This window comes from Longispora urticae (assembly GCF_053902585.1).
This window is the reverse complement of record NZ_JAQZSH010000045.1, coordinates 69,074-81,524: the sequence shown is the minus strand read 5'-3', so window position 1 is coordinate 81,524 and position 12,451 is coordinate 69,074. Positions and strand designations below refer to the sequence as shown.

The following is a 12,451-nucleotide window of genomic DNA, read 5'->3' as shown; positions in this document are numbered from 1 at the left end:
CGGGCGCGATGCCCGTCCCCCCCTCCGGCATGGGGCCGGTCGCCCCGCAAACCCTCAACCCCACCCGCCCAAATGGTACATATCATATGATGTCGGCATGATGCAGAGTCGGTTGAGCGGCAAGGTGGCAGTGGTCTTCGGCGCCGGCGGGGCGGTGGGTGGAGCGGTCGCCCGGCGGTTCGCCGACGAGGGCGCGACGGTCTACGCCAGCGGCCGGACCCTGTCGTCGGTCGAGGGCGTGGTGAAGGAGATCGTCGCGGCCGGCGGGACGGCGCACGCGGCGCGGGTCGACGCGTCGGACGAGCCGGAGGTGACCCGGTACGTCGCCGAGGTCGCCCGGGAGGCCGGCGCCGTCGACGTGGCGCTCAACGCGGTCGGGGTCTACGCCGTGCAGGGCGTGTCCCTGGCGGACCTCGGACTCGCCGACTTCCTCGCCCCGGTGGTGACCTGGACGTCCTCGCAGCTCCTCACCTCCCTGGCGGTCGCCCGGCACATGCGCCCGCGCCGCTCCGGGGTCGTCCTGACCCTGTCCGCGTCGACCGCCCGGTTCGCCATCGCCGGGACCGGTGGTTTCGGGGTCGCCGCCGCCGCGGTGGAGGCGCTGAGCCGCACCCTCGCCGCGGAGCTGGGACCGTACGGCATCCGGGTGGTCTGCCTCCGCCCGCACCGGATCGAGGACACCCTCGAGGCGCCCGACCTGCCGATGCCGCTGCCCGAGTTCCGGGCCTACCTCAACGGCATGACGCTGCTCGACCGGCTGCCGAGCCTGGCCGACGTGGCCGGCACGGCGGCCTTCCTGGCCTCCGACGACGCCGCGGCGATGTCCGCGGCGGTCGTCAACCTGAGCTGCGGGGCCATCGTCGACTGAGGAACCGCGCCACCCCGCGCACCGCGCCCTCCGCCTGCTCCGCACGCGCGCACCGCGCCACCTCCGGACCGAACACGCCGCACCGTCCGGCGCACGGCGCACGGGAAGGGGCAGGACCATCACCTGGCCCTGCCCCTGCACCCCTGACATGCCCGGGTCAGGGCACCTTCCGCGACCCGGCCCCGGTCACGACTTGAACCGCGTGCCGTTCCAGTGGTTCGTACCGGGCGCCGCGGCGGTCGCGTCGTCGTACTCGTCCTTGCGCCGCCACCAGTCCCACGGGTGTTCGAGCTGGGCCTCCTGGCGGCCCAGGTGGGTGATGTCCAGATAGTTGTAGAAACTCTTGAAGATCTCCCCACCCCGGTCGTAGATCGAATAGGTGTGGAAGACGTCGTCCCCGTCGCGGATGAACGAACTCACCCCGGGCGATTCGCCCAGGTCCGTGGTGACCTCGTAGTCGCGGTTGAACTCGCTGTCCCCGGACGAGAACCACGGAATGGTCCAGCCCATCCGGGCCTTGTAGGCGTCGAGCTCGGCCAGCGGCGCGCGGGAGACCAGCACGATACTGGTGTCCCGCGCCCAGATGTGCGAGAGGTCCCCGATGCTGTCGGTCTGCATGGAACAGCCGATGCAGCCGACCTTGTCGCCGGGGGCGAACATGAAGTGCCGCACGATGAGCTGGCGGCGCCCCTCGAACAGGTCGAGCAGCGTGACCGTGCCGTTCGGCCCCTCGAAGCGGTAGTCCTTGTCCACCTTGACCATCGGCAGGTTCTGGCGCGCCTCGTTAATCATGTCCCGCGCGGCGGTGACCTCTTTCTCCTTCTCCAGCAGAGCCTTGCGGGCCTCCAGCCACTCTGCCCTGGAGACAATTGTCGGAAGGTTCATCAGTTCTCCTCAGTGCTGTCGGCGGAATGGTTCCACCGGGACCCGACACAAGGGATGAAGAATGGTGTCACCTGAGTCCCGAATGGGAGAACACCCTCTACCAGGATGCCGAAGAACACGCGATTGTTCTTCTTCCAGATTGGCGTCTTCCGGCCGTAATTCCCCATGCGGGGGAAACACCGGAAGACCACCATCCGGGTACTGACACCGCGGGACTAACGGGCCGCGCGCCCGCGTTCCTTCAACGTCCGGCGCTCAATCTTGCCGACCGGCGTACGCGGGATCTGGTCGACGAACTCGACCCGCCGGACCTTCTTGTACGGCGCGACCCGCTCGGCGACGAAGGCCATGATCTCCTCGGGGGTGGCCGGCCCGTTGGCGACCACGAAGGCCTTCGGCAGCTCGCCGGTGGCCTCGTCGGGCACCCCGACCACGGCGGCGTCGGCGACCTTCGGGTGCGCCATCAGCACGGCCTCCAGTTCGACCGGCGACACCTGCTGCCCGTTGTACTTGATCAGCTCCTTGATCCGGTCGACGATGAACAGCTCCCCGTCGTCGTCGACGTGCCCGAGGTCGCCGGTGTGCAGGAAGCCGTCCGGTTCGAGGACGTCGCGGGTGGCCTCCTCGGCGTTGAGGTAGCCCTTCATCACGTGCGGGCCCCGGATCAGGATCTCGCCGTCGAGGTTGCGCCCGAGCTCCTCCCCCGTGGTCACGTCGACGATCTTGCACTCGACGTTCGGGGCGTTGCGGCCGACCGACCCGGGCGTCACCGGGTTCTCCAGCTGCATGAACGACACCATCGCCTCGGTGAGGCCGTACCCCTGGCTGATGTGGCAGCCGAGCCGCTCGCGGACCAGGCGCGCGATCTGCGGGTCCAGGCTCGCGCCGCCGGAGACGATCGAGCGCAGCGACGACAGGTCGTACCTGTCCACCAGCGGGCTCCGGGCGAGCAGGACGGCGATGGTCGGCACGATGTACAGCCGGGTGATCCGGTGGTCCTGGACGGCGCGCAGGAAGGCCTCGGGTTCGAAGCGGGGCATGGTCACGAGGGTCGCGCCGTCCAGCAGGCTGGCGTTCATCATCATGGTGAGCCCGAAGGCGTGGTGGAACGGCGGCACGGCCAGGACCCGCTCGCCCTCGCCGTTGGGCGCGACGAGGCTGGTCAGGAGCGCCTTGGCGACCATGTTGCGGTGGGTCAGCATCACGCCCTTGGGGTGGCCGGTGCTGCCGCTGGAGTGCACGAGGGCGACCACGTCGCGGGCGGGGTCGATGGGCGGGTCGGGCGGGGTGCGGTCGTCGGCCAGCAGCGCGGCGAACGGGGTCGCGCCGTCGGCCGCCCCGAACACGATGATCTCCTCGAGCTTCGTCCGGGGGGTCAGCGTCCGCGCCTTGTCCACTTCGGACGGCACGGTCACCAGGAGGCGCGCGCCGGCGTCGTTGAGGAGGGCCGCGTGCTCGTCCGCCGTGTCGAGGGGGTTGAGCACCACCACCGTGCCGCCCGCCGTGGCCGCGGCGTGGAACGCGATCGGGTACTCGGGCACGTTCGGCGCGAGGATGGCCAGCACGTCGCCCTTCCCGAAGCCGCGGGCCCGCAGTCCGCTCGCCGCGTGCCGCACGGCGGAGGCGAGCTGCCCGTAGGTGTACGCGTTGCCGCCGGTGACGTCGACGATCGCGACCCGGTCGGCGTACTCGTCCGCCTTCTGGAGCACGAACGTCGTCACCGAGGTCTCGGGGATGGGCACGCTCGGCCGGGTGCCGGTGAAGATCACGAAGCCACCTCCTCCCGCTTGTACGTGCTCAGGCCCGGCTGGTACGCGCGCTTCTCGAACTGCTTGAGCGCGACGTTGATCCACTCGTTGCTGGTGAGCCGGGCGAGCTCCCACAGCTTGGCCTGGTCGTAGTCGATCGCGGCCGGCAGGTCCAGGGTGGTGGTGCGCTCGTAGACCTCCTTGGCCAGCCGCAGGGTGACCGGGTTCTTGTTCACGATCTTGGCCACGATCCGGTCGGTCTCCGCGTCGAGCTCCTCCAGCGGCACGGCCCTGTTCACCAGCCCGTGGGTCTCCGCCTCCCGACCGGTCATCGTGTCCCCGGTGAGGATGTAGTAGAGCGCCTGCTTGCGGGGCAGGTTGTGGGTCGCCGCCCAGGAGGCGCCGCCGGCCGGGAAGATGCCGAAGTTGATCTCGGAGAGGCCGAACTTCGCGGACTCGTTCGCGACGGCCAGGTCACACAGCCCCGTCACCTCGAACCCACCGCCGAAGGCGTACCCGTTCACCTTGGCGATCGTCACGGCCGGGAACGCCTTCAGGCGCTGGAACCACTTCAGCGCCACCAGGTTCGTCTTGTAGAACAGCATCGGGTCGTCGTAGGGCTTGAGGAAGCACTCCTCGAGGTCCATGCCGGCGCTGAAACTGTTGCCGTTACCGGTGATCACGACCGCCTTGACCCGCTCGTCCGCCTCGATGGCGTCCAGGATCTCGTGCATGTCGTTGTGCATCTGGGGGTTCATGGCGTTCTTCTTGGCCGGTCGGTTGAAGTAGACCGTGGCCTTCGGCCCCTCGATCTCGAGGTTCACCGTCTCTAGCTCGATCATGTTCGGCCTTCTCTCCTCTGGACGACACATCCACGCGCAGCCGAAGACCGCTCAACCGGGGAGTCCGCGACGCGCCCGCGTTGGTGGAGCGACCCACGGGTACGAGCATCACAGGGCCGGCGTCCGTCTGGCTTCTCCGAGCTTGCTGGGCCCGCGCGGGCCCGACCGCACCCCGTACCCGTCGGAATTGTCCTGTTCTTCGACTCCCCCGACGCGGGGCCGGAGACCGCACGGCGAGCGATCGGCGCGCAACTCTCTGGTTGCGCCCGCCCGGACGATGTGCAACTATCAAGTTGCACATAATGGCCACGGCGAAGGAGCCCCACCATGAGCAACGAACTGATCGAGCGCGAGACCGTGATCGAGGCGCCCCTGGAGCGGGTCTGGTCCCTGGTGGCCGAGCCGGGCTTCTGGGTGGCCGACGAGGCGAGCCTGACCGGTGCCGTCGCCAAGGAGGGCGACTCGATGCTGGCCAAGAACGCCGAGTGGGGCGAGTTCCCGGTCCGCGTGGAGAAGGTCCAGGCCCCGACCTACGTGGCGTACCGCTGGGTCACCGCGTTCCCCGGGCAGGAGCTGCGCGAGGACAACAGCACCCTCGTGGAGTTCACGCTGACCGCGGAGGGCGACACCACGACGCGGCTCCGGGTCGTCGAGAGCGGGTTCGCGGCGCTCGACGTGTCCGAGGAGCAGCGCAGCAAGTCGTTGTCCGACAACGCCAGCGGCTGGCCCCAGGTCCTCGACGCGGTCAAGACGCGCGCCGAGAAGTCGTAATGTGACGCACGAACGTCGTGCCGCCGGTGCCGGGGTCGACAGCGTCCTCATCGCACTGGCCGACCCCACGCGACGTCAACTGCTCGACCTGCTCGCCACCCACGGCGAGGTCACCGCGACGACCCTCGCCGAGGGGCTGCCCGTGACGCGCCAGGCGGTGGTCAAGCACCTCGCCGTCCTGGACGCCGCCGGGCTCGTCTCCGGCCAGCGGGTCGGTCGCGAGGTCCGGTACGCGGTCCGACCCGCGGCACTCAACGCCACGGCACGGTGGATGTCCACGCTCGCGGCCGACTGGGACCGGCGGCTGGCGACCATCAAACGCCTGGCCGAGGCCGCGGAGCGGGATGCGGCGTAACACACAGCGTGCGCGGGCGGTTCGACTCGGTCGGCAGGCGGAACGGCTGACAGTTCGCCGCGCCTGCCGACCGACCGTTGACATTTCCGGGTTCTCGAAGAAGGGCACCGTCTCATGACTACCGACGCAATCTCGCCTCCACGGTTCACCGGCAAGCAGAAGATGATCCTGCTCGTCCTGCTGGGTGCCGGGTTCATGCTGTCCGTCGACTTCTCCATCCTGAACGTCGCGCTGCCCGGGGTGGCCGCGGGCGTCGGACTGGAGCTGACCGGGCTCCCGTGGATCATCTCCGCGTACGCGCTGCCCGCCGCCGGCTTCACCCTGCTGTTCGGCCGGCTGGCCGACCTGTTCGGCCGGCGCAGGCTGTTCCTGGCCGGCATGGTCCTGCTGGCCGCGGCCTCCCTGCTGGGCGGCTTCGCCACGAACCCGGAGATGCTGCTGATCGCCCGGGTCCTGCAGGGCTTCGCCACGGCGATGACGGCGCCCGCCGGGCTGTCCCTGCTCACCAGCACGTTCCCGGAGGGCGCCCTGCGCAACCGGGTCCTCGGCCTCAACGGCGCCCTGCTCTCCGGCGGCTTCACCGTCGGCGCGCTGGTCGGCGGCACGCTCGTCAGCCTGTTGAGCTGGCGGGCCGCGTTCTTCATCAACATCCCGGTCGCCGTGATCATCCTGATCGTCACGCCGCTGCTGATCAGCGAGAGCAACGTGCCTGCCCGGGTGAAGCTGGACCTGCCGGGCGCGGTGACCGTGACCGGTGGTCTGCTGGCGGTCACCTACGCCGTCGTCGAGAAGAACATCATCGCGGCGGTCGTCGGCGTGGTGCTGTTGGCGGCGTTCTGGTTGATCGAGCTGCGCGCGCCGGCTCCGCTCACCCCGGTGCGGATCCTCAAGCGGCCCACGGTGAAGTGGGGCAACTACGCCGGTCTGATCATCTTCGCGATGGAGACCGGGATGATCTTCCTGATGACGCTCTACATGCAGAACGTCCTGCACCTCTCCCCGCTGGTCACCGGCCTGATCTTCGGCGTCCCCGGCCTCGCGGCCGTCGCCGCCGGTGTGATCGCCGGGCGGTTCATCGGGAGGCACGGCGCCCGCACGATCCTGGCCGTCGGGATGATCGTCCAGGGCATGTCGACCCTGCCCCTGGTGTTCCTGGGTGCCGACCGGATCGGGCTCGCCATCATGATCCCGGCGCTGTTCGTCAGCTTCTTCGGGCACGTGACCGCCATCGTGGCGTACACCGTGACCGGGACCTCGGGTCTGCCGAACGAGGAGCAGGGCCTGGCCACGGGCCTGACCTCGATGACCCAGCTGGTGGCCGTCACCGTCGGTATCCCGATCCTGGGCGCGATCGCCGCGACGCAGGCCGTGGAGCTGAACGGCATCCGCCTCGCGCTCGGCGTGGACGTGGTGGTGACGATGCTCAGCGTGGTCCTCGTCTGGTTCGGGCTGCGCGAGCGGAACGAGAACCGCGCGCCCGTTCCGGCCGCCGACCTGGCCGCGTCCAGGGACTGAGCCGGGCGACAGGTCCCCGCGCGCACGGAGTCCGGCCCGGGACTCCACGGCGCGGACCGACCTGCCGCGCAGAAAGAGGTGCACCTGTTCCGCCGCGATGCGAACCTCCATATCGCATCCGCCGCGGAACAGGTGCACCTTTCCGTGCGCACGCCGGGAGCTAGCCGGCGGCCGGTCTCCGGGGCCTGGGGCGGCGGAACAGCAACGTGCTCAGGGCGACGAGCAGAACGACGTCGATGCTGACGAGTACGAGGCTCAGGGGGTCCTTCGCGCCGTGCCCGCCGTGCCCGGCCGGGGCCGCCAGGGGCTCGCCGATCGGGGCGGGCGCGCTGGCCTCGCCGACGCTGAACCGGCTGATCCCGGTCGCCTCGGTGCCGTCCTCCAGCAGGACGTGGTATCCGACCAGGTAGACGCCCCGGTCGGCGATCCGCACGGGCACGGTGATCCGCGAGCCGTCCACCCGGGCCGTCCCCTCCGTGACGGGTATCCCGCGCGCGGTGGCGACCGTCAGGTGGTACTCCCGGGTCCGCGGCGGGGCGGTGAACTCCATCGCGACCTCGGTCGGCGCGGCGGCCAGGCCCTCGCCGTCGGCGGGCGCGAGGGCCGACAACGCGGTGGGCGCCGGTTCGAGCAGGGCGATCACTCCCATGGAGAGTGCCACCGCCACCACGATCCCGGCGCCCAACCGACGCGACCACGGCCGTCGCCACCAGCGGACGGCAGCGCCCTGCTCGGCCGTGTCAGTGGTCATCCGCGCGAGGCGCCGGACACGGCCGGCTCCTTGGCGCACGAGCAGTCGGCGCGGTCGAACTCGCTCTGGTTCGGCCGGAGGTGCAGGTACATCGCGACCACCATCGGGATGAAGACGATGGTGTTGTAGAACAGGTGCAGCTCCACCCGGGGGAAGACGAGCTGGGCGATGCTGGTCGGGACGGCCTGGCCGAAGAACATCGTGCCGCTCTGGGCCTGGACGAACAGCAGCAGGTGCTCGATGTGGTGCCAGAACTGGATGGCCAGCGCGACGGTCCACCACCCCTTGGCCCGGCCCACGAAACCCCTGCGCAACAGGAACAGGCCGATGAGCATGACCAGCGCGTACCCGTAGTGCAGCCACTCCGACTTGACCAGCCACGGGTAGAAGTACCCGAGGACTCCGCGGGACTCCTTGAGGGGCATGCCCAGTGCCCAGATCTGGAAGGCCTGGGTGAGGTGTTCCGCCCAGTGCGCGACGACGATCACCATGAACAGGTTGAGTGCGAACCGGTGCCGCACGCCGTTCAACCGGTTGACCAACCCGGTGGAACCGGCGCCCGGCGCCTGGATAGTGGTCATATGTGCCTCCAGCGGAAGAAAATTGCCTGTCAGCGGCGCACACGACGAGGTTCTGTCAGGACGCAGCTTTTCCAGCTTGTCGGAGCACTCCGCGCGGATTCTTCTTCCAAAGTGCTCACTTCAACTCTGCGTACCCGGAAGGGAACCGGATGTGGCCGGCACCTGCCAGCTGCCCACCTGTCGGGCCGCGGCGAAACTCGCCCACGCGACGGTGTCCACGAGCGCCCGGTCGTCGGCCTGCCAGCGCCGGAACCCCGCGATCTCGTTCTCGTCCACCTGGTACGAGGCCAGCGCGGCGAGCAGCGCGACCCGGCCGGCGGCCCGCTGGGACTCGGGCAGGCCGGCGACGAGCTTGTCGACCCACCACTTGCTCAGGCCGGTGTCCTCGCCGCGCCAGTCCGCCAGCCGGGCCCGGACCACCTCGCGCACGGCCGGCGGCACCGACCGCTCCCCCGCCGCCTCGAACGCCGCGTACGACCGCGCCACGGCCCCCTCGACGAACGGGTTGCCGGCCGCCCAGCCCGCGTCCGTCGGCAGCGGCGCGTCGGGCAGCAGCGGTACGGAACGGCCGGCCTCGCGGTCGCCGCGCAGGGTCGGGCGCAGCACCCGGCTGATGCCGCGCTTCGCCCGCCGGCGGGACGCGGGCCGCAGCCCCGGCGGCAGCAGGAAACTGGACAGGAAGACGTTCACCATCCGGGTGAGGTAGTGGAAACTGACGACGACACCGACCAGCTCGGGCCGGTCGGCCGCCGGGAAGGGCTGCTCGCCGCCCGGGGAGCCCGGCAGGTGCGCGGACCGGGCCCACTCGGCGACGGCGCGGACGTGCGGGTCGCCGACCTCGGTGAGCCGGTCGGCCAGGACGGCCTCGGCCTCCTGTTCGGTGGACAGGTCGTACAGGCCGATGCTGTGCATCTCGGCGCAGTACGGGCACGTGTTGGCGACCGACACCACCGCCGCGACCGCCTCCTTCAGGGCCCGGCTCACCGTGACCGTGGGCAGCAGCGGCTCCCGCATCAGCATCCAGTACGCGGCCAGCAGGTCCGGGGACGGCGAGTGCAGGAGGGCCGGCGGCACCACGAGGCGCATCTCGTCGGCGACCTGTCCGTACACGGTGGACACCAACCCTGTCGCGTTGGTGGGGGACACGGGCGCCACGTACCGGACCTGACGCTGCGCGACCGAGGAGATAACCCGCCCGACGACCATGCTGACCTCCCGCGATGGTGTGGTGAATTCCCAGTATGTACCGCATCCGGGCCGTCACGACCGGTGTGCGCGCAGTCGAGCACTCTGGGAGAAATCGACGTGGGCGCGGGGTGTCGACCGGTGTGACGGGATGGGTCGGGGCCCAGTTCCGACCGGGTCCGGGCGGGGTGGGGCGGGGCATAATGGGGGGCATGTGCCGAAGCATCAAGATCCTGCGGCCCCCGGTCGCGCCCGAGGTCACCGAGGACGACATCCACGCGGCCGCGCTGCAGTACGTGCGGAAGGTGTCGGGGTTCCGCAAGCCCGCGGCGCACAACGCCGAGGCGTTCGACGCCGCCGTGGAGGCCGTGGCCCGGGCGACCGCCGAGCTGCTCGGGCGGCTGGAGGTGCGGGGGCAGCACCATCACCACCACCCGCACGAGGAGCCGGCCGCCGACGCCGCCTGAGGCTCCGCCCACCGGGCCGGGGCTCGCCGCCGTGCCGGGCGGCGGACAGCCCGCCGCCCGAGCTCTCCCGCCCGCCGCGCGCGCCGGGGGCGGTCGCGCCGGGGCGGTCGCGAGCCGGGAGCACCAGCCGCCACCCCGTGACGTGGCGCCATTCGTGATCTGAGGCCACGCCCCGGACACCCCGGCCTCGGGGGCCGCAGACAGCTGGGCCCCGGGCCCCGGGCCCCCAGACACCCGGCCTCGCGCCCCCAGCCCTCCGGACCTCGGGGCCCGTCGCCTCCCGGCGCCCCCGTTCGGTCCGGGATGACACGTGCCCGTTCGCCCCGGGGGAACCGGCCGGAGTTCGCGCCTATGCGGGTCGGGACGCGGGGCCCTCGTACCCCCGTGATGGTCGTGGGGTTGATCCTTTTTCGTGTCCACAGGCTTGGCACTGTCTCTTTCGGACAGACGCTACACCTGATCTTAACCTTCAAATATAGTCCAACATCAATATGTTCCTTCCGACTCCCCCGATCGGAGGACCACGATGGTCCGACTCGCCCGCGCCGCCGCCGTCACCCTGCTCGCCCTCGCCGGCAGCCTGGTGGCGTTCGCCGGCCCGGCACACGCCTCCGTCACCGACGCGAGCTGTGTACCGCCGAGCAGCAACGTCACGACGTTCAACCCGCCGATCTCGTTGGTGCTCGCGCCCACCGTGCTCACCTACAAGACCACATACAAGCCCTGCACCTCGCAGACCGTGCCGAACCTGGTGTCCGGCCTGGTCAACGTGAGCTCCACCCTCAACGACCAGTGCCAGATGAACCTGCAGACGTTCGTCGTGACGTACACGATCCTGTGGAACACCGGCGCGACGACCAAGGTCCAGGCGACGCACACCGCGTACATCTCGGGCAGCACCCTGGTGACGACCTACACGGGCACGGTGATCGCCGGGCTGTTCACCGGCAGCTCCGTGGTCGAACAGCAGGTCGGCTCGGCCGTCGAGCTCCAGCAGTGTCTGGCGGGCACCAACCGCCTGAAGAGCCTGACCTCGCGGGTCAGCCTGAAGATCTACCACTGAGCCTGACCGCTCTCCGCGGACCCGTGCCCGACGGCACGGGTCCGCCCCGTGTGACGGGGCGCGGGTCCGCACCGCGTGTCACGATGAGGCCATGAACGTCACTGTCGTCCCGGACGGGCCCGTGCCCCCGTTCGAGCAGCTCAGAACCCAGATCACGGACCAGGTCCGCACCGGGGTACTCGCCGTCGGCACCCGGCTGCCCACCGTGCGCGCCCTGGCCGGCGAACTGGGCCTCGCCCCGAACACCGTGGCCCGGGCCTACCGCGAGCTCGAACAGGACGGGGTCGTCGAGACCCGGGGGCGCAACGGCACGTTCGTGACGGCGTTCGGGGACGCCGCGCAGCGCCGGGTGCAGGTGGCGGCCGCCGCGTTCGCCGAGACGGTGCGCCGGGCCGGGGTCGCGCGGGACGAGGCGTTGCGGCTGGTGGCGGCGGCACTCGGGGACTGAGCCGGGCCACCCGCCCCAGGGGGCGGAGCGGGTGCGCGACGTGCGGTCGCGTGACGGCTGCCCGGGTGCGGTGCGTGGTCGCGTCGACCCAGGGGTGCGCAGGCTGATCGCGTCGGCCAGGTCGCACCCCGAACCGCGCGGTCAGCCGGGCCAGTTGAGCGGCGCGCCCGTCTCCAGCAGCGTCTTCAGGCTGCTCAGCACCCACGCCCAGCCGCCACCGGCACCCGTGTCCGCCAGCCTGCCCGACATCAGGGGCCGCAGCCGGGACTGGCCGGTCAGGTCGTGGGTGACGGTCAGCGAGGTGACGCCGCCCTCGCCCGGCTTGATCTCGTACGTCAGGGTGCTGAAGCCCTCGGCGGCCATCTCCTCGTCCATCAGCATCCGCCAGGTCTGGACCAGCTTCTTCGGCGGATCGGACTCGATCACCTCGCCGTCGACGGCCAGCTCGGGGGCGCCCATCGAGACCATCTCGGCGCTGGCGTAGCCCCGGTAGGCGCCGCCGGGGGTCAGGTCGTACACCGAGCGGCCGCCGTAGCCGAACTTCTCGGTCCACTCCGGAGTCGTGATCGCGTCCCAGATCGCCTGAGGGGTGGCGTTGATGTACACCCGGTACACCTGGACGTGCTGTTCGGTGGTGGTCATGGTCCCTGCTCCAGTTCGCTCTTGAGGTCCACGAGCGCGGACACCCGGCGCTCGGTGTACTTGTCGATCCACCGGTCGTGGATCAGCCGGATCGGCACCGGGTTGAGGAAGTGCAACTTCTCCCGCCCCGACCTCCGGGTGACCACCAGGCCCGCCTCCTCGAGCACCCTCAGGTGCTTCATGACCCCGAACCGGGTCATCTCGAGCTCGGATTCCAGCTCGGTGAGCGTCTGGCCGTCCCGGGCGAACAACCGGTCGAGCAGGCGGCGGCGGGTCTGGTCCGCCAGGGCCTTGAACACGCGGTCGTCGTCGGTCACGTACCCAGAATAG

Annotated in this window: 15 protein-coding genes; 7 read left to right on the top strand and 8 right to left on the bottom strand. The window is 70.5% G+C overall.

Annotated elements, in window-relative coordinates; all coding sequences use genetic code 11:
* Positions 1-97 precede the first annotated feature (97 nt).
* Entirely contained in the window at positions 98-868 is a 771-nt protein-coding gene (locus PT931_RS32070; RefSeq protein ID WP_456249463.1) for an SDR family NAD(P)-dependent oxidoreductase, read from the top strand.
* A gap of 186 nt (positions 869-1,054) precedes the next feature.
* Here the strand turns inward: PT931_RS32070 and PT931_RS32065 are convergent, their stop codons facing one another.
* From PT931_RS32065 to PT931_RS32055, 3 genes are all read right to left on the bottom strand, one after another.
* Complete coding sequence (locus tag PT931_RS32065) at positions 1,055-1,753, bottom strand: DUF899 domain-containing protein (protein ID WP_456249462.1); 699 nt, start codon at positions 1,751-1,753, stop codon at positions 1,055-1,057.
* 215 nt (positions 1,754-1,968) lie between these two features.
* On the bottom strand, positions 1,969-3,522 hold the full coding sequence (locus tag PT931_RS32060) for an AMP-binding protein (RefSeq protein WP_456249461.1): 1,554 nt from the start codon (positions 3,520-3,522) through the stop codon (positions 1,969-1,971).
* Complete coding sequence (locus PT931_RS32055; RefSeq protein ID WP_456249460.1) at positions 3,519-4,343, bottom strand: p-hydroxycinnamoyl CoA hydratase/lyase; 825 nt, start codon at positions 4,341-4,343, stop codon at positions 3,519-3,521. Before PT931_RS32055 ends, PT931_RS32060 begins: the two co-directional genes overlap by 4 nt.
* Before the next feature lie 327 nt (positions 4,344-4,670).
* On the opposite strand from PT931_RS32055, the gene PT931_RS32050 reads away from it, so the two are divergent.
* From PT931_RS32050 to PT931_RS32040, 3 genes are all read left to right on the top strand, one after another.
* Complete coding sequence (locus PT931_RS32050) at positions 4,671-5,114, top strand: SRPBCC domain-containing protein (protein WP_456249459.1); 444 nt, start codon at positions 4,671-4,673, stop codon at positions 5,112-5,114.
* A gap of 1 nt (position 5,115) precedes the next feature.
* Positions 5,116-5,469: an ArsR/SmtB family transcription factor gene (locus PT931_RS32045; RefSeq protein WP_456249458.1), complete on the top strand. Its 354-nt coding sequence runs from the start codon at positions 5,116-5,118 to the stop codon at positions 5,467-5,469.
* A gap of 114 nt (positions 5,470-5,583) precedes the next feature.
* A complete protein-coding gene (locus tag PT931_RS32040; RefSeq protein WP_456249457.1) occupies positions 5,584-6,984 on the top strand; it encodes an MFS transporter in 1,401 nt (466 codons plus the stop codon).
* Between the two features lie 160 nt (positions 6,985-7,144).
* On the opposite strand, the gene PT931_RS32035 is transcribed toward PT931_RS32040, so the two are convergent.
* The 3 genes from PT931_RS32035 to PT931_RS32025 form a co-directional block, all read right to left on the bottom strand.
* Positions 7,145-7,735: a copper resistance protein CopC gene (locus tag PT931_RS32035; protein WP_456249456.1), complete on the bottom strand. Its 591-nt coding sequence runs from the start codon at positions 7,733-7,735 to the stop codon at positions 7,145-7,147.
* Entirely contained in the window at positions 7,732-8,316 is a 585-nt protein-coding gene (locus PT931_RS32030; protein WP_456249455.1) for a hypothetical protein, read from the bottom strand. The genes PT931_RS32035 and PT931_RS32030 overlap by 4 nt, the downstream gene beginning before the upstream one ends.
* A gap of 120 nt (positions 8,317-8,436) precedes the next feature.
* Positions 8,437-9,522: a carboxymuconolactone decarboxylase family protein gene (locus tag PT931_RS32025; RefSeq protein WP_456249454.1), complete on the bottom strand. Its 1,086-nt coding sequence runs from the start codon at positions 9,520-9,522 to the stop codon at positions 8,437-8,439.
* Positions 9,523-9,713: 191 nt separating this feature from the next.
* Here PT931_RS32025 and PT931_RS32020 point away from each other — a divergent pair, with 191 nt between their 5' ends.
* From PT931_RS32020 to PT931_RS32010, 3 genes are all read left to right on the top strand, one after another.
* Entirely contained in the window at positions 9,714-9,968 is a 255-nt protein-coding gene (locus tag PT931_RS32020; RefSeq protein WP_456249453.1) for a DUF2277 domain-containing protein, read from the top strand.
* 526 nt (positions 9,969-10,494) lie between these two features.
* Entirely contained in the window at positions 10,495-11,031 is a 537-nt protein-coding gene (locus tag PT931_RS32015) for a hypothetical protein (RefSeq protein ID WP_456249452.1), read from the top strand.
* 91 nt (positions 11,032-11,122) lie between these two features.
* On the top strand, positions 11,123-11,479 hold the full coding sequence (locus tag PT931_RS32010) for a GntR family transcriptional regulator (RefSeq protein ID WP_456249451.1): 357 nt from the start codon (positions 11,123-11,125) through the stop codon (positions 11,477-11,479).
* A 141-nt stretch (positions 11,480-11,620) separates the two neighbouring features.
* Here PT931_RS32010 and PT931_RS32005 read toward each other — a convergent pair whose 3' ends face one another.
* Both PT931_RS32005 and PT931_RS32000 read right to left on the bottom strand, forming a co-directional pair.
* Positions 11,621-12,121: an SRPBCC family protein gene (locus PT931_RS32005; RefSeq protein ID WP_456249450.1), complete on the bottom strand. Its 501-nt coding sequence runs from the start codon at positions 12,119-12,121 to the stop codon at positions 11,621-11,623.
* Complete coding sequence (locus PT931_RS32000; RefSeq protein WP_456249449.1) at positions 12,118-12,438, bottom strand: ArsR/SmtB family transcription factor; 321 nt, start codon at positions 12,436-12,438, stop codon at positions 12,118-12,120. The genes PT931_RS32005 and PT931_RS32000 overlap by 4 nt, the downstream gene beginning before the upstream one ends.
* Positions 12,439-12,451: the final 13 nt, after the last annotated feature.

Bases quoted from the DNA above. Each gene is read 5' to 3' on its own strand.
- PT931_RS32015 (WP_456249452.1), top strand. From the start codon at position 10,495: ATGGTCCGACTCGCCCGCGCCGCCGCCGTCACCCTGCTCGCCCTCGCC.
- PT931_RS32070 (WP_456249463.1), top strand. From the start codon at position 98: ATGATGCAGAGTCGGTTGAGCGGCAAGGTGGCAGTGGTCTTCGGCGCC.
- PT931_RS32030 (WP_456249455.1), bottom strand. From the start codon at position 8,316: ATGACCACTATCCAGGCGCCGGGCGCCGGTTCCACCGGGTTGGTCAAC.
- PT931_RS32010 (WP_456249451.1), top strand. From the start codon at position 11,123: ATGAACGTCACTGTCGTCCCGGACGGGCCCGTGCCCCCGTTCGAGCAG.
- PT931_RS32065 (WP_456249462.1), bottom strand. From the start codon at position 1,753: ATGAACCTTCCGACAATTGTCTCCAGGGCAGAGTGGCTGGAGGCCCGC.
- PT931_RS32040 (WP_456249457.1), top strand. From the start codon at position 5,584: ATGACTACCGACGCAATCTCGCCTCCACGGTTCACCGGCAAGCAGAAG.
- PT931_RS32055 (WP_456249460.1), bottom strand. From the start codon at position 4,343: ATGATCGAGCTAGAGACGGTGAACCTCGAGATCGAGGGGCCGAAGGCC.
- PT931_RS32005 (WP_456249450.1), bottom strand. From the start codon at position 12,121: ATGACCACCACCGAACAGCACGTCCAGGTGTACCGGGTGTACATCAAC.
- PT931_RS32025 (WP_456249454.1), bottom strand. From the start codon at position 9,522: ATGGTCGTCGGGCGGGTTATCTCCTCGGTCGCGCAGCGTCAGGTCCGG.
- PT931_RS32035 (WP_456249456.1), bottom strand. From the start codon at position 7,735: ATGACCACTGACACGGCCGAGCAGGGCGCTGCCGTCCGCTGGTGGCGA.
- PT931_RS32050 (WP_456249459.1), top strand. From the start codon at position 4,671: ATGAGCAACGAACTGATCGAGCGCGAGACCGTGATCGAGGCGCCCCTG.
- PT931_RS32020 (WP_456249453.1), top strand. From the start codon at position 9,714: ATGTGCCGAAGCATCAAGATCCTGCGGCCCCCGGTCGCGCCCGAGGTC.